The organism is Acinetobacter sp. 826659 (assembly GCF_000588515.1).
GTDB classification, from domain to species: domain Bacteria; phylum Pseudomonadota; class Gammaproteobacteria; order Pseudomonadales; family Moraxellaceae; genus Acinetobacter; species Acinetobacter pittii.
The window spans coordinates 44,022-60,683 of the sequence record NZ_JFYD01000002.1 but is presented as its reverse complement, the minus strand read 5'-3'; the positions used below and the strand labels follow the sequence as shown (position 1 = coordinate 60,683).

Annotated in this window: 13 protein-coding genes and 1 pseudogene; 7 read left to right on the top strand and 7 right to left on the bottom strand. The window is 40.1% G+C overall.

What is annotated here, in order from left to right:
- Positions 1 to 7: 7 nt before the first annotated feature.
- On the bottom strand, positions 8 to 994 hold the full coding sequence (locus tag J663_RS04770) for a DUF1852 domain-containing protein (protein WP_033848195.1): 987 nt from the start codon (positions 992 to 994) through the stop codon (positions 8 to 10).
- Between the two features lie 368 nt (positions 995 to 1,362).
- Positions 1,363 to 2,235 (bottom strand): LysR family transcriptional regulator, encoded by an 873-nt coding sequence (locus J663_RS04765; RefSeq protein WP_033848193.1) that lies wholly within the window; start codon positions 2,233 to 2,235, stop codon positions 1,363 to 1,365.
- 255 nt (positions 2,236 to 2,490) lie between these two features.
- Here J663_RS04765 and J663_RS04760 point away from each other — a divergent pair, with 255 nt between their 5' ends.
- Positions 2,491 to 3,099 carry a LysE family translocator gene (locus tag J663_RS04760; RefSeq protein ID WP_033848191.1) on the top strand — a complete coding sequence of 203 codons (609 nt, stop codon included), beginning with the start codon at positions 2,491 to 2,493 and terminating at the stop codon, positions 3,097 to 3,099.
- A gap of 102 nt (positions 3,100 to 3,201) precedes the next feature.
- Here the strand turns inward: J663_RS04760 and J663_RS04755 are convergent, their stop codons facing one another.
- The 5 genes and pseudogenes from J663_RS04755 to J663_RS04735 all read right to left on the bottom strand — a co-directional run bounded on the left by J663_RS04755 (position 3,202) and on the right by J663_RS04735 (position 8,727).
- A complete protein-coding gene (locus tag J663_RS04755; RefSeq protein WP_033848190.1) occupies positions 3,202 to 4,455 on the bottom strand; it encodes a DcaP family trimeric outer membrane transporter in 1,254 nt (417 codons plus the stop codon).
- Positions 4,456 to 4,566: 111 nt separating this feature from the next.
- On the bottom strand, positions 4,567 to 5,613 hold the full coding sequence (locus J663_RS04750; RefSeq protein ID WP_033848187.1) for an AbrB family transcriptional regulator: 1,047 nt from the start codon (positions 5,611 to 5,613) through the stop codon (positions 4,567 to 4,569).
- A gap of 49 nt (positions 5,614 to 5,662) precedes the next feature.
- Positions 5,663 to 7,162: a tripartite tricarboxylate transporter permease gene (locus J663_RS04745; protein WP_005071163.1), complete on the bottom strand. Its 1,500-nt coding sequence runs from the start codon at positions 7,160 to 7,162 to the stop codon at positions 5,663 to 5,665.
- Positions 7,163 to 7,174: 12 nt separating this feature from the next.
- A complete protein-coding gene (locus tag J663_RS04740; protein WP_081404624.1) occupies positions 7,175 to 7,621 on the bottom strand; it encodes a tripartite tricarboxylate transporter TctB family protein in 447 nt (148 codons plus the stop codon).
- A gap of 54 nt (positions 7,622 to 7,675) precedes the next feature.
- Positions 7,676 to 8,727: pseudogene (locus J663_RS04735) on the bottom strand (Bug family tripartite tricarboxylate transporter substrate binding protein).
- Positions 8,728 to 9,518: 791 nt separating this feature from the next.
- Here J663_RS04735 and J663_RS04730 point away from each other — a divergent pair.
- From J663_RS04730 to tcuB, 6 genes are all read left to right on the top strand, one after another.
- Positions 9,519 to 10,448: a LysR family transcriptional regulator gene (locus J663_RS04730; protein WP_005071169.1), complete on the top strand. Its 930-nt coding sequence runs from the start codon at positions 9,519 to 9,521 to the stop codon at positions 10,446 to 10,448.
- Between the two features lie 277 nt (positions 10,449 to 10,725).
- The gene (locus J663_RS04725; protein ID WP_017387501.1) at positions 10,726 to 12,036 is read left to right on the top strand and encodes an MFS transporter; all 1,311 of its coding nucleotides are present in this window, start codon (positions 10,726 to 10,728) and stop codon (positions 12,034 to 12,036) included.
- Positions 12,037 to 12,127: 91 nt separating this feature from the next.
- Positions 12,128 to 12,922 (top strand): substrate-binding domain-containing protein, encoded by a 795-nt coding sequence (locus J663_RS04720; RefSeq protein ID WP_033848179.1) that lies wholly within the window; start codon positions 12,128 to 12,130, stop codon positions 12,920 to 12,922.
- Positions 12,923 to 13,054: 132 nt separating this feature from the next.
- A complete protein-coding gene (locus J663_RS04715) occupies positions 13,055 to 13,984 on the top strand; it encodes a LysR family transcriptional regulator (protein ID WP_033848177.1) in 930 nt (309 codons plus the stop codon).
- A 103-nt stretch (positions 13,985 to 14,087) separates the two neighbouring features.
- Positions 14,088 to 15,494 carry an FAD-dependent tricarballylate dehydrogenase TcuA gene (gene tcuA, locus J663_RS04710; RefSeq protein ID WP_033848175.1) on the top strand — a complete coding sequence of 469 codons (1,407 nt, stop codon included), beginning with the start codon at positions 14,088 to 14,090 and terminating at the stop codon, positions 15,492 to 15,494.
- Entirely contained in the window at positions 15,484 to 16,617 is a 1,134-nt protein-coding gene (gene tcuB / locus J663_RS04705; RefSeq protein WP_033848173.1) for a tricarballylate utilization 4Fe-4S protein TcuB, read from the top strand. Before tcuA ends, tcuB begins: the two co-directional genes overlap by 11 nt.
- Positions 16,618 to 16,662 lie beyond the last annotated feature (45 nt).

Here is a 16,662-nt window from a genome sequence, read left to right as displayed (position 1 = left end):
ATGTTGATTAATTAGGAGCGTAATTAGCAGACCACTGCTCAAGAATCGCTTGGAATGGTTTGATAAATTGCTCTTCAACAAACTTCCCCTGCTCAATAGCCAAACGGCTACGTTCTTCACGGTCATACACAATTCGAGTAAGTGAATAATCTTCGTGTTTCAAGCTTGGTTGATAAGATTTTCCAGCCACTGAATTTGCGTTGTAAATTTCAGGACGGTAAATCTTTTGGAATGTTTCCATCGTACTAATCGTACTAATCAACTCAAGGTTGGTGTAATCACTCAACAAATCGCCTGTAAAATAGAACGCTAACGGCGCAACGCTATTTGGCGGCATGAAGTAGCGAACTTTTAAGCCCATTTTTTGGAAATATTCATCAGTGAGTGAATAGTCTTCTTGCTTGTACTCAACACCTAAAACTGGATGTTCGTTTTCAGTACGGTGGTACTCTTTAGTCGTCGAAACGCTTAAGCAAATCACAGGCGCCTTTTTAAAGTTGGCTTTGTAAGTTTCAGAGTTAATAAAGCTCTTAAACAAGTTACCGTGCAATTCACCAAACTTTTCTGGCGTGCTAAAAGTCGACTTATTTTTGTTGTGGTCTAACAACAGCACACTAAAGTCATAGTCACGTACATAAGACGAGAAGTTGTTGCCTACAATACCTTCGATGCGTTCATTGGTTTTCTTATCAACAATATTGGTTTTCAATATTTCGATTAAAGGAAGCCCGCTGGTACGGTTTTCGGCATCAATGTTCATTTCAACTGAAATGATTTCGAGTTCAACGCCATAGCGGTCGCCTTTAGGGTTGTCCCAATGAGCTAAGGCATTGAAACGATTGTCGATCATCTGCAATGTATTGCGCAAATTCTCTTCGCGGCTCATCCCTCTTGCCAAGTTAGCAAAGTTGGTTGTAATACGTGTATTGTCTGCTGGACGATAGTTCTCATCGAAACAAATACTCTTAATCGTAAATGTAAACTCTTTACTCATTGTGATCAGTACCCTAATTTCTGAGATAAAACCTAAATAAAAACTTTTTGCTCTTTTTAAACTTTCCAGACTTGTCAGATTTGTGCCTTATGGTCTTATCAAAGTGAATTACTGGAGCGCTTCAGAGCATGAATAGATTTATACCGCAATCACAACATGAATAAAAATGATTTAGTCTCATTACAAACTGAGTGAAATTCATGTTTAGGGTTTAATAAATAAGTATGAAGTTAAATTTTTTTCATCTTCGGGAATTTTAGACAGCAGAAATTCAATATACGGCGCTCAAGCAGTGCTTTAATCATTTTAAATATTTATTATTAGTTTCAAATATTTAACAAGGAAAATTCAAGTTAAAAAGAATCAACCTAAAGTAATGTGTGCTGACTTTCATTCATCTCTGCTTTTAGCCATTCTAAAAATATGGTTTTGCGTGAATCTTCCTCAAAAGCACTATGAGAAAGTAAAAAATAGGCTGAATTATCTTGCACAACAGGTGAAATTTTTTTCAGTAAGTTCCACTCAAGCTCTTTTTCAATCATATAAATTGAGATGACCGTTGCGCCAAGTCCCGCTAAACAGCCTTCTAAACATAGATAAAAATGTTCGAGTTCAACTTTAGCGTAGCTTTTTAAACTCTGCTTTAACTCAACAATGCGGCTCATGTTTTTGAAAAAATTTGGTCTAGAAGTCGAAATGAGTACGTCGTTGGTTTCCGATGGCTTGGTTGCTTGAACTAGAGCGATATATTCATCGGCAATCTTTTCGCTATAGATATGCTCTCCCCAATCAAAGTCATTTCGGCGAATTGCGATATCAATATTATCTTTTTCAAAATCGACCACGCCGCCTGCTGTGAGTAACACAACTTCAAAATCATGACCGAGCTTTTTAAATTTTGATAACCGCGGTATGAGCCATTTCATTGAAAGCGTCGGTTCACACGACAAAACCAGTTGCTTGTTATGAGTTTTAGGTTGGCTTAGCTGTATTAAACATTCATCGAGTTGACCAAAAACCTGATGGCAACAACTCAGTAAAATTTCACCCTGCTCCGTCATCACAAGTGTTTTGTTTTTTCGGTCAAACAAAGTCGTATTTAAAGCTTCTTCTAAATTATAAATCTGTTTACTAACCGCACTTTGCGTCACAAATAATTTCTTTGCAGCTAAAGTCACACTGCCATACTTCGCCACAAAATAGAAAAATTTTAGTGAATTCAGCGATATTCTTTCGATCATTCCAAAAACTCATAAATGTGTAGTCGTTTTTATCGATTTTTATTTTTAGGTTTCTGTTCAAAATAAAAATCATCTTTATTAAACCCCATTTTAGATGATGAAAAACATATTGAATATCGATATCTATCTTCGCAAACCTAAATCCCCAACATCTCTTACAAAAAGAAGAGCAATTTTAAGTAGCGTTTTCACCCTCTTACACATATTCCAAAAAGTACAGATGAATTCCCTCTTTTTCAGCGAGGGTACAAGATAATGGCAGAGTTCATTGCGGTTATTCTCATTACGATTTTGGCGGTGGTTAGTCCCGGCGCTGACTTCGCGATCGTTACGAAAAATAGTTACTTGTACGGCAGAAAAATAGGTGTGTTTACTTCACTTGGAATATCGCTTGGCGTGTTGGTGCATGTGACCTATACCCTAGTCGCAGTTGCCTTCGTGATGACATATACGCCACAAATTTTGAATATTGTTAAGTATATTGGCGCGCTTTATTTGATTTATATTGGCTATAAAACCTTTACTCAAAAACCTGTTTTAGACACTGCTGCTTTAACCACTATAGGTACTTTTCAAGCCATAAAATACGGCTTTTTTACTAATGCCCTCAACCCTAAAACCACGCTATTTGTGATTAGTACCTATACGCAAATTGTGAGTTTAACCACGCCTAAAACCATTCTTTTGGCTTATGGCTTTTTTATGTCTTTTGCCCATTTTGTATGGTTTTCACTGGTAGCTGTGCTGTTTTCATCCATGCTGTTGAGACAGAAAATGTTAGCCAAGCAAGTACAGATTAATAAGGTGATTGGTTCAATCTTATGTGTCTTAGGTGTGATTCTGCTTTTTACTAAGTTTCAGTAGAGGCACTTGATTGCTAAAGCGATAATAAATACAGAGCATCGCTTTAGCTTATTTTGTTCAATAGATTAAGACATTACATGACTTAACCCTATAAGCGCTCATCTAAAATTCATATTTCGCCATCATCTCTATACGCTTATCTTTTCCTACTTGCTGGCTGACAGTGTTACGCTCACCATAAACATATTCAACCCCAAAAGTTAGTGGTTTATTGGGTTTAAACATCAGATTCGCCCAACTCTGTTGTAACTTTTTATTGGCATCTTTTGTTATTAGGTCTTTATCTTCATAGATCAATGCACCATGACCCATTGTGCCCCTTAGCTTTTCATTAAATTGATAAGTAAGGCCCAATTGAAATGCATCAAAATCAATTAATTCGACATCATCTCCGTTTTGGATATGACGGACATTATCTGAAGTTGCCAGTAATAACTTATTGTCTCCAGAAACATGCGAATAGTTGCTATTAAATAATAAGGATGGCGTGATTTTATAGCGAAGACCTAATGCGGCACCCCATCCCGTTTTAGTTTCATCATTTTCATTGCGTAGACGGACTTCCTGAACTAAACCACGTGCGGTCATTACACCTTTGTCTGTAGCAAATTCATATTTCAATTTACTTGCCAGTAAAGGCAGACGGTTCTCGTCATTGCCTTTTTCTAAGCTTAAGAAATAAGAGGTTGATGCATTAATTGGCCCAGAATAACGCACCATTGGATTACGATTAGTACCTCCACCTAATGCGGTATTTGAATCTAGCATTTCTGGTGCTGTTTCAGTTGAAAGAAAAGTAGACGTCGTTTGACCAATCAACCATCTATCATAGTTTAAATACACATATCGCAGACGGGCATTGTCTTTATTTGTCCCACCACGAAAATCTATTTCAATTTTCCCTTTTAACGTCTTTTCCCCTACAGGAGTATTAAAATCTAAACCAATACGAGAGGCATTGACGGTCGAATCCAAGCGATCTTCAGTCGATTTTTTATCAGGATCACCATCTAGTAACACACCATTAATGCGGTTAAACATACCTTTCGCACCTTCAAACTGATAGGCAGTATCAGCACGAACAAAGCCATACAAATTAACATTGGCACCTGATTTTGTTTGCCATTTGAATATAGCTTGAGTATTTTTTTCACGCGGCGTGATAACACTTGCCGTAGGTACGTGTGGGACCTGTACGCTATTTGCAGGTATTGCTTGCTGAGCCTGAAGCATTTGTCGGAGTTCATTCACTTCTGCACGTAACTGTTCAAGTTCACTGCTCTGATTGGCATGGGTAAATGTAGTAATCGTCGTCAAGCTAACGATTAGTACTGTCTTAGGTGAGTTAAATTTCATTTTGCATTCCTTTGTTTTATTTCAAAAAAGCGTGCTGTTCATCCATTTACAAAAATTGTAGATATAGTCCCCCCCCTTAAATCGCTTTTCAGCTCTTTAAAAATGTCTTACTTACTTTTTAGATTTAAAAAACAATTGCAGACTGTATTGATAAAAAAAGCGTGTAGTGAGAATGACGAAAATTAATCTTGAGAGTTGAAAGGAAACGACGATGGGTACTGCGAGTCCGAGAGCTTTAGCCATCAGTGACATTTCTGCGATGCCTCCGGGTGAAAGCCCTAAAATCAAGATTTGTTTTTCTGTATGACTTAAATTAACCAGTAATAAAGCAACGCTGATCGATAACGCTAAAGCCAGTAGATTGAATATCAGTGTGATTCCAATAAATTTTTTATTTTTCCTTAAAAAGCTAAATGGAAATTTGCTACCTAATGACCAGCCAATACAGACTTGACCAAAGGCAGTAAACCATTCAGGCAATTTCATCTGAAGTATTCCACAAAATGACAATAACCCAATAATGGCGAGTGGCCCCAAAATCCAAGCATTCAAAAGATTAAAAAATTGAAAAACCTTACCCACAAACAGAGCCAGACAAAACAGCAATACAACCTGAAAAAAGCTAAATTGATCCGACACTGGTATCTTTAAACCAGTCCATTCGACATGAAAATAAAGCTCCATAAAAATTGGAACCAGCACAACCAAAATCACAATTCTCAAACTATGGGCAGCAACGACTTTATCGACTTGAGCTTGATATCGTTCTGCAATATTCACCATTTCACTGGCGCTACCAATCGCAGAAGAAAACCATGCAGTTGCCCAATCCAAGGCATTAACTCGATATTGCAATCCAGCCAGCAACGTACCCAACACAAGTGACCATGCCAAACCTATGAGGATAAAGCCCCAATATGCTGCCACTGCCTGTACCAAAGCTGGTGAAAAGTATAGGCCTAAAGCCATACCAATAATGACCTGCCCTATGCGTCGCCACTGGGGGTCACAGGCAAGTGGATGACCAACACTACCAAACAATAAGGCCGTCAATAAAGGTCCAAGCAACCAAGGCAAGGGAATATGCAAATATTTGGCAATTAAAGCTCCGACCAGAGCAATTGCTAATCCTTTGAGATTTGAGCTTATTTTTTCCATAATTCAGAGCAATAATAGCCAACCAATGCTGACTATTATTGCTGTCCTATTAAGCTTGTTGCTTTTTGATAAACAAGTATTTACGAACGATTGGCAAGATCAATAATAATCCTGACATGATCCAAAGTCCTATACTAATGTTACTGCTCCATAAGACATTAAGTTCCCCTTGAGAAATTGAAAGTGCACGGCGCAGATTCGATTCCATTAATTCGCCAAGTACAAAACCAAGAATCAGTGGAGCTAAGGGAAAATCAAATTTTCTGAGAATATATCCACATACACCTAAGCCCATACACAACAGCAAGTCAAAGATATTGCTATGAATAGCATACACACCAACAAAACTCACACTTGCGATGATCGGGATCAGAATGTAATTAGGAATACTCAGCATGCGGGCAAAGAAGCCGACCAATGGCAAGTTCAATACCAACAGAATGATATTACCCACCATAAGCGATGCAATCAGCGACCACACCAATACAGGTTGCTGAACAAATAACTGCGGACCTGGTGCGATGTTGTACATAAGCAATGCACCCATCATGACCGCAGTTGTCCCCGAGCCCGGCACACCTAGTGTCAACATGGGTACAAATGAACCACAAGCGGCTGCGTTATTCGCACTTTCTGGTGCAGCAAGCCCACGTAAATCACCTTTACCAAACTTGCTACTATCCTTTGCCATTTTACGTTCAGTGGTATAGGCCATCGCACTTGCAACGGTTGCACCTGCTCCTGGAAGAATACCCAAGAAGAAACCAATCACTGAACTACGGATAATAGCAACCAACGAGAAAAAGAACTCTTTAAGATTAAAAAGAGAACGCTTTCCTTGTTTTAAAGCAACTTGACCAATTGTCGTACGTTCGAGCATTAATAGGATTTCGCTTACACTAAATAAGCCAATAACCAAAGTTGTGAATGCAATTCCGTCACTTAAACCCACACTGTTAAAGGTAAAGCGATATACACCTGTAATTGCATCCATCCCTACAGTTGAAAGTGCTAGGCCCATGAGTGCCATAATTAAAGTTTTAAAAGGCTGCGTACTAACCAGACCAGTTAAACAAACAATTGCAAAGACCATCAGAGCAAAATATTCAGCGGGACCAAACGCAATTGCCCATTTCGCCAATATAGGAGCAAACAGCACAATCCCAATAAAGGCAACCGTACTTCCAACAAAGGAACTGACCGATGACAAAGACAATGCAATTCCTGCCTTACCTTGCTGTGCCAATGGATAACCATCTAACGTGGTCATAATGGCTCCAGCATCTCCGGGTACGTTTAACAAAATCGCTGAAATACGTCCGCCATATTCACAGCCCAAATAAACTGCTGCCAATAAAATCAAGGCACTATCTACGGGTAAACCCAAAGCGTAAGCAAACGGCAATAAAATTGCCACACCATTAATTGGACCTAAACCCGGTAATAAGCCAACAATCGTTCCAATAAATGCGCCAATCAAAGCAATTAAAAGATTCTGCGGCTGCAAGGCAACCTCAAACCCCATCATTAAAAAACTTAATACATCCATAGCGGGTCATCCTTAACCAAAAAATCCAAGTGGTAATGGCACATCCAAGAAACGGTCAAACATATAGTAGGTACTCATGCTCAGTACCAAACCTGTCACCAAAACTGGTATGGTTTTGCCATGGAAAAGTTTGCCCACTGCAATGGTCATCAACATGGTTGCAACAATAAAGCCGAGCCATTCAAAAACTAATGCATACAACGTTAAAGCCACCGCACATAACGTTAACTTAACGACTAATTTTTTTGTCCATCCCAATTCCACAGGTTCAAACATAATGGCTGGTCGAATAGTGAGATACGCTGCACTCGCTGTAATTAAGCCCATTAATAAAATAGGAAAAGCTTTAGGGCCCACTGGATCGTAGGAAATTGGGGCTTCAAAATTGCTCGCATAAATCAACAAAAATAACCCACAAACCGTAATAATGGCGGTAAGAATCCGTTCAGATTTCATCATCTATCCTCAGAAAAAAACTGAGCTGAAAAATAGCTTCTCAACCCAGCCGATTTGTTATTGTGATAATTTATATTCTTGCGATAACTGCCGCATTTCCGCGGTCTGTTTATAAACATAAGCTTTGAGTTCTTCACCTGTCAGCTGAAATGGGAGTAGATCCTGATTTTCACGGACTGCGTTAAATTTCTGGTTAGCCATCATTTTATCGAAGGCATTTTTCCACCAACCATAAGCTTCATCACTGACCTTTGGCCCCATATAGAAACCACGGATCACCGGCCACTCAATGTCATAGCCTTGCTCTTTTGCAGTAGGTAATTTTGAGAACTTTCCGTCTAAACGCTTGTTAGCAAAAACTGCCAATACCCGAATATCACCAGACTCTAGGTATGAACTGACTTCACTAATATTGCCGACCCCAACTTGAATATGCTGCCCAAGTAATGAAGTCAGCACTTCCCCACCGCCTTCAAGTGCAACAAATCTTAAATCGGCAGGACTAATACCTGCTTTTTTTGCCAACATTGCTGTTTGCATCCAGTCTTGACCGCCCACACTTCCGGCACCACCAAAGCTAAGTGCTTTTGGGTTTTCTCTGAGTGCTTTCATCAAGTCATCAAGGTTTTTCAATGGTGAGTCTTTATGTACCGAAACCAGACCATAATCGACGGCGACGCCAGACAACCATTTCACATCTTTTTCAGTGAAGTGTCCGAATTTTCCTTGTGCTAAGTTCAAAAGTGAACCAGTGGAAAATGCAACCACGGCATTATTATTCGCAGGGTCACTGTTTACGATTTTGTTATAGGCTACGGCACCTACCCCACCCGGCATATAGGTTACGCGTATTGGATCTTTGAGCTGGTCTGTTTGTTTAAAGCCAGATTGAATCAATTTACAGGTCATATCAAACCCGCCACCCGGCTTAGCTGGGGCTATACATTCCGGACGTTTTGGCTGCCCCGCCTCTTTAGAAGCATTTCCTGAACCACACCCAGCCATTGTCACACTGACGCATGTTAATGCGAGTAAAGTTAAATTTTTCATGTTACATACATCCTTATAACGTTTGCTCTATTCATATTTTGATTTTTACCAATCTCCATAATCGACCTCCTTGGCACGATCATGCATATCGGTTTTTAGTTTTGGTCTTATGTTTGAAATGCGCTTTTCACAGCGAACTTCTGTAATGCAGCGTTACTATAAAAATTACGAATCAATCGACTGAAAGAAATAGCTAAGGAGAGGGAAAGTTAGGACAATCACCAGATCTATAATGAGAATTAAAACCTTTGCAAAAATATCCTGAAATGCTACGGTTAAATAATACTGATGAATAACAATAAGATAGTAAAAAATAATCCATTGTGTTGTCTTTTGCATATCCATGCTATGGGTAACGTTTAATGTTCAAATCAATAACCCTGTTTACCCAATCTTCCCTTGTGATCAAATGAGCGAAATACTCATATATTTTTCCAATAGTTATTTAATCAGTTACTCTTCTTCATCATTTGAAAATCCATCATATTTTCTAATGCATCATGCATTTAATGTGCTCCTTTTTTCATTTGAAAAGATTAAAGCACAGATCAAGAAAACATCGTGATACCAATAAATTAAAGGGGGCATTAGTAAAATTAAATAGGTTGAAATTCTAAGAATAGGGAATGTAAAAGACTAAAAATTTAAGGGTAAATGTATCGTAATAATAAATAAAAGTTAGAGAATAAATTTTAATATTAAAGTTGAAAAAGATCGTTTTATTGTTTTTAGAATATCAAATTGAAGATCTTTTTTATGGATTGCTGTTAATATTAAAGCGCATGATAGATTTCCCAATCCTTCATATCTGTACAAATTAAATCAAGGATGATGAGCGAACACATTTATTATGGAAATCAAACAAATAAAGTATTTTTTGACTGTGGTTGAAGCAGGTAGTATTGGTAAAGCTGCCCAAAAACTTGATGTGGGTGCTTCAGCAATTAGCCAGCAAATTAGTAAATTAGAACAAGAGCTAAGCATTCGCCTATTACAGCGTAATGCCTTTGGTGTAACCCCTACTCCAGCAGGTCTCGCCTTTTTAAAACATTCTCAACTTATTTTACGTCAAGTGAACTTCGCAGTAGATGCTGCTCATTCTGCACGACTGTCTGGACATGTCAGCCTTGGCTTTCCACCGACGATTACTGCTTTGATTGGTATTCCTTTAATGAAACTAATGTCTGAACGTTACCCAGACATTCGTTTAGAGATTGTGGAAACGCTATCAGGCAATCTAATTCAATCTATTAACTCGCGTCAGCTCGATATCGCCATTATTTTTACCAATGAAATTGATAAACAGTGGTCGATTCAACCCTTAGTACGCGAGCAAATGTATTTAATGGCACGTAAAGAAGTGCTAGAAGAATATGGTCTTGCCGATTGCATCAAAAGTGGTGTGATTCAGTCTCAACAAATTGGAGACCTTCCTTTAGTCCTACCACGTCAGCGCCATAGCTTAAGAAAGTTGCTTGAGCACAAGATTGGTCAGCTTAACGTCGTCTATGAAATTGATGGCCTACACTTACTTATGGACAGTCTAATTCACCTCGACCTTGCCAGTGTCCGCCCAGGTAGCGCTTGTCTACAAGAGTACAAACATAAGCTTCAATTACTCAAGTTAGTAGACCCTGAAGTTGAACGAATCAATTACTTGGTAAGCCTTGCCGAAGAAGAATTATCACCTGCCGCACTTGCCGCAAAGTCAGCCATTAAGGCTTGCGTGAAAGATTTGATTCAAAACCAGATTTGGCCATGTTCTGAAATTATTTTATAAAGAGTCATTAATTTTATTAAATACCTAATTAATTTTGCCCTCTCACTCCCTCCTGCTTTTTGAGATTACATTTTCGTCCGAATGATAAGTGGTTTTCTGCTTATCAAAATACAGATGTGTAGTTTGAACTGGAAACAAGGCATCACATTTTCTGCAAAGGACCTCGCTAAATCTCATCTCTAACCCATTTGCTCTTTAGATTTATTGATTGAATCAATTTAGGTCCAGCCTCGAAAATCGTGAATGTTTCCATTTTGTCAGGCCAAGGAGGTCTCCAATGGATGTCGTGAATAACCGTAGGGCTACTTTTAAAAAAATATTAAATGTAACGAGTGGCAACTTTTTAGAGCAGTACGACTTTTTTCTTTTTGGTTTCTATGCCACTTATATCGCGGCAAAATTTTTCCACTCTGAAAATGAATATGTCTCTTTAATGATGACATTTACCGTATTTGCTGCGGGTTTTCTTATGCGTCCTCTCGGCGCTATTTTCTTGGGCGCTTATGTGGACAGAGTTGGTCGACGTAAGGGTCTTATTGTTACTTTAAGTCTTATGGCCATCGGAACCATCTTAATTACCTTTGTACCAGGTTATGAAACCATAGGTATTATTGCACCGATTTTGGTGGTGATTGGACGTCTATTACAAGGCTTCTCGGCAGGTGTTGAATCTGGCGGTGTTTCTATTTATCTAGCAGAGATTGCAACGGATAAAAATCGAGGATTTATCACAAGCTGGCAGTCTGGCAGCCAACAAGTTGCTGTTGTGTTTGCCGCATTACTTGGCTACTGGCTCAACACCATCTTAACTACGGCTCAAGTAGGTGAATGGGGCTGGCGTATTCCGTTCTTAATCGGTTGTTTGATTATTCCTTTAATCTTCTTGTTCCGTCGTACTTTAGAGGAAACTGAAGACTTTAAATCGCAAAAGACCCATCCTTCAACAAAAGAAATTTTTAGCACACTGGCGAGCAACTGGCGCATCGTACTTGCAGGCATGATGATGAGTGCAATGACGACCACCACTTTCTACTTTATTACGGTTTACACCACAGTGTATGCAAAACGTACTTTAGAAATGTCAGTAACAGACAGCCTTTTAGCAACAGTGTTTGTTGGTTTGTCTAATTTCTTCTGGTTACCAATGGGTGGTTTGCTTTCAGACAAAATTGGTCGCCGTCCAGTACTAGTCGGTATTACCACACTTGCTCTCTTTACAAGTTATCCGGTTTTAAGTTGGTTAGTGAGCAACATTAGTTTCTCAAACCTTCTAATTACGCTTGCTTACTTCTCGTTCTTCTTTGGTATGTACAACGGAACCATGGTCGCAACGCTTGCAGAAGTGATGCCGAAACGTGTACGTACAGTTGGTTTCTCTTTAGCGTTCAGCCTTGCAGCCGCTATTTTTGGTGGTATGACACCAATGGCTTGTACCTTCCTTGTCGAAAACACAGGCAACCCAAGCACCCCTGCTTTCTGGCTCATGCTTGCTGCGGTTTGTAGCTTAATCTCAAGCTTGTATCTATGCCGCGGTTCTAAACAGAAAAATACTGATGCGATTGCTGAACCTGCAAAAATTAGCGCTTAAAACAACAACTATTTAACCTGAAATTTTAATGAACAGTACGGCAGATCTTACGTCTCCGTACTGTGTTCTCCTGTCATTAAAGCGAGATATTATGAAAAAGTCCCCTATCTTCATGACCATTTGCCTAGCTAGTGCTGGCTTAGGCTCAACTCTTGCTAACGCAGACACTATAGAAGTAATTAGCTCAGGTGGTTTTTATTCATCTATGGAAAAACTCATTCCATTATTTGAAAAACAAACAGGCCATACCGTGCATCTCTCATCTGGTTCATCAATGGGTGCATCACCGACTGCAATTCCAAACCGTCTTGACCGTGGTGAACGTTTTGATGTGGTGGTCTTGGCTGCTCCTGAACTCAACAAGCTCGCAGAAAAGGGTTATGTAGACCCAAATTCACAAAGTGCATTAGTGAATTCAAGCATTGGCATGGCTGTGCCTAAAGGTGCACCAAAACCAGATATCAGTTCTGCAGAAAAATTTGAAAAAGTTTTATTAAATGCCAAGCACATCGGCTATTCAGCAAGTGCGAGCGGTACGCATCTTGAAAAAGATGTTTTCCCAAGCTTCCCGCCTGTCGAGTACAAAGTAATTTCAAGTAAGGCAGAAAAAGTAGTGGGTGACCGCGTTGCAAAACGTATCGCCGAAGGCCAGTTTGATATTGGTTTCCAGCAAATTAGTGAAATCAAACCTTTTACAGGCAAATATGGTCAAGTTGAATTAGTCGGCCCAATCCCTGCACCGTATCAAAAAGTAACGGTATTTGCGGCAGGCATTGGTAAAAACTCGGAACATGCAAAAGTCGCAAAAGAGTTAATTAAATTTGTGAAATCGCCACAAGCAACACAAATTATTGAAGAACAGGGTCTTGAGCAGGTTAAAGAATAAAAGCTCTAAAAGGCAACATCTTGAGGTGATGTTGCCTTTACTCTATTGCCAGTTTACTCAAAGCAATAGAGTAAAAACTATAGCGACAAACCAGTGTAGAATTAATCCATAAGGGTTAATGTAGTATTTGCCGTGGAACTGAAACAATTAAAGTATTTTATTGCAGTGATCGAGTCAGGAAGCTTGGGTAAAGCTGCAAAAAATCTCGATATTGGAACTTCTGCATTAAGCCAGCAAATCTCAAAATTAGAAAGCGAGCTTTCTATTCGCCTTTTACAACGTACCGCTTTGGGTACGGTTCCCACCCCTGCGGGCTTAGCTTTTTTTCAACAAGTGCAACTGGCACTTAGACACCTAGACCATGCCGTAGACTCTGCGCATTCTTCACGTTTAAGTGGCCACGTCACCGTCGGTTTTTCGCCGAGTGTTGCAGCAGTTATTGGCACGCACTTTTTAAAACTCATGAGAAATCGTTACACCGACATTAAAGTCCGTTTAATCGAGGGCTTATCGGGTGACTTAAAAGCTTTAGTTAATGCAAGGCAACTCGATGTTGCCATCGTCTTTAGTGATGATGTTGACCCACAGTGGGCCATACAGCCTTTAGTCAAAGAACAGATGTTTTTAATCTCGCCTAAAGAAGTGCTGAGTCAGTACGGACTTGAAAGCTGTATCGACACTCAGACCATTAATCATTCACAGCTTAAAGAACTCCCTCTGATTTTACCAAGTCAACGACATGGACTGCGCTTGTTGCTCGAACAGAAAATTCATCAGCTTAAAGTGGCATATGAAATTGATGGGCTGCATTTGTTAATGGAAAGCATTAACCAACTCGAAATGGCAACCATCCAACCTGCGGGTGCATCATTAAACTCAAGGCAAGACCTCTGTTTACTGCGTGTTGTAGAACCTGCCATTGAACGCATTAACTATTTAATTAGCCTTTCTGAAGAAGAACTCTCGCCTGCCACCTTAGCCACGAAGGTAGTGATTCGTGCCTGTGTAGCAAACTTGATTAATGAAAAACGCTGGCCCGGTGCGGAACTCATAAACACTTAAGCTATTAGTGTTTATTTTTACTAAACACCCATTCAAGCCTAGCTTCTCACTTCATCTTTCCTTTTAAAGCTACATTAGCCCTAGCTGAGAAAGGGAGAAATCCATGCATGATGTGATTGTAATTGGTGGTGGGAATGCCGCACTGTGTGCCGCGCTCACGGCAAAAGAAAGTGGCGCTTCTGTGCTGGTCATAGAAGCAGCGCCTAAAGAGTGGCGTGGTGGTAACTCACAACACACTCGTAACCTTCGCTGCATGCATGATGCTCCTCAAGACGTATTGGTCGATACCTACCCCGAAGAAGAATATTGGCAAGACCTACTTAAAGTGACTGCGGGCAAAACCAATGAGCACTTAGCTCGTCTCGTCATTCGTAGCACGGCGACCTGCCGTGACTGGATGCGTAAACATGGTGTGAATTTTCAGCCACCACTATCGGGTGCTTTGCATGTTGCACGTACCAACGCATTTTTTATGGGTGGCGGTAAAGCCCTCATTAATGCGTATTACCGAAGTGCCCAAGAACTTGGTATTGAGATTTTATACAACACAAAAATTAAAGACCTAAAGTTAAACCAAGGACATTTTGAAGCTGCAATTGCGGAAGATGGCCGTGTGTTTAAAGCGAAAAGCTGTGTATTGGCTGCAGGTGGTTTTGAGTCAAATCTGGAATGGTTAAGAGAAGCATGGGGACAAAATGAAAACGGTGAATGGCCTGCCGATAATTTCATTATTCGTGGTACCCGCTTTAATCAAGGCAACTTGCTTAAATTTATGATAGATCAAGGCGCCGATATTATTGGTGATCCATCACAATCGCACTGTGTCGCCGTAGATGCACGCGCACCCTTATATGACGGTGGTATTTGTACTCGTATTGACTGCGTTTCCTTGGGAATTGTGGTCAATAACAAAGCTGAACGTTTTTATGATGAAGGCGAAGACTTCTGGCCAAAACGTTATGCGATTTGGGGCCGCCTTGTTGCTAAACAACCCCAGCAAATTGCTTATTCGATTATTGATTCAAAAGCCATTGGTCGTTTTATGCCCCCTGTATTTGCTGGTGTAAAAGCAAATAGCATTCAAGAGTTAGCCGAAAAAATCGGGCTAGATGCCAAAACCTTATGCCATACCGTAGAAGAATTTAATCAAGCCTGTGTGCAAGGCACCTTTAACCATACTGTTTTAGATGACTGCACCACCGAAAATATTGTTCCCAACAAAACTCATTGGGCCGTTCCTCTCGACCAGCCACCCTTCTATGCCTATGCCCTTAAACCCGGCATTACCTTTACCTATTTAGGTTTAAAAGTCGAAGATGATGCTGCTGTACGTTTTAACAATAAGCCAAGCCGCAACCTGTTTGTCGCAGGTGAAATGATGGCAGGTAACGTACTTGGTCAGGGTTATACCGCGGGCGTTGGTATGTCGATCGGAACGACATTTGGGCGAATTGCCGGAAAAAATGCCGCCCGCTATGCACTTTCACAAGGAGTTGAACATGAATGCTAATAGCAAAGCCCTAATTCCAGTTGTTCAGCTCTCAGACCACGAGCAAGAAGTCCAAAGAGTCCTACAGATTTGTAATGCTTGTCGCTACTGTGAGTCATTTTGCGCTGTTTTTGCGGCGATGACCAAACGTCTTGAGTTTAACCAAGCCGATATTCATTACCTTGCAAACCTGTGCCATAACTGTGGTGCGTGTTTACACGCTTGCCAATATGCCCCACCGCATGAGTTTGGCGTAAACATTCCTAAAGCGATGGCGCAAGTACGTTTAGAAACTTACCAAGAATTTGCGACCCCTCAGCCTTTAGGTCGACTTTATAAGTCTGTAGGTATTCCTTTTGTCTCGGTGTTAACCCTTATTTTCTTTTTTTGCATGTTAGCCGTAGTGTGGTGGAAAGGCACTGACTTATTTGCAGGTTACCAAGGTAATTTCTATGCGATTTTCCCGCATAACTTTTTAGCTCTATTATTTGGAGCGACCTTTACAGTTGCGGTTGTTTTGCTCGGCATTGGAATTAGCAAATTCTGGCGACAAACCTCTAAAGTCATTCATGGCAAAGTTGAGAAACCCGATCTGGTTCAAGCCACTCAAAATGTATTAACGCTTAAATATTTAGATGGCGGTCATGGTAAAGGCTGTAATGAGCAAGATGACCGTTACACACAAATCCGCCGAGTGTTCCATCATCTGACGTTTTATGGCTTTATGCTCTGCTTTGCAGCTACGGGTGTAGCGACTTTATATCACTATTTTCTTGACCTACACGCACCTTATCCTTACCTAAGCTTACCTGTGATTTTAGGCACTTTGGGTGGAATTGGCTTAGTTGTTGGACCATCTGGCCTGCTCTATTTAAATCTTAAACGTCATCCGTTGCATGGTGACCGTGAGCAAAAACCTGTAGATCGAGGCTTTATTTTCCTTCTACTTATCGTTAGCGCTTCAGGGTTAGCACTCATGGCATTTCGCAATACCCCTTACATGGCACTTTTACTGATTTTCCATTTAGCCACAGTCATGACATTCTTTATTACCATGCCATTTGGAAAGTTCGCACATGGTTTTTACCGCAGTGCTTCTTTACTCAAATTTGCCATCGAAGAACGTATTTCTAAGAAGTCATAATTTCATTCAAAAGTATTCACTATCTTGGCATAGTGAATACTTTTA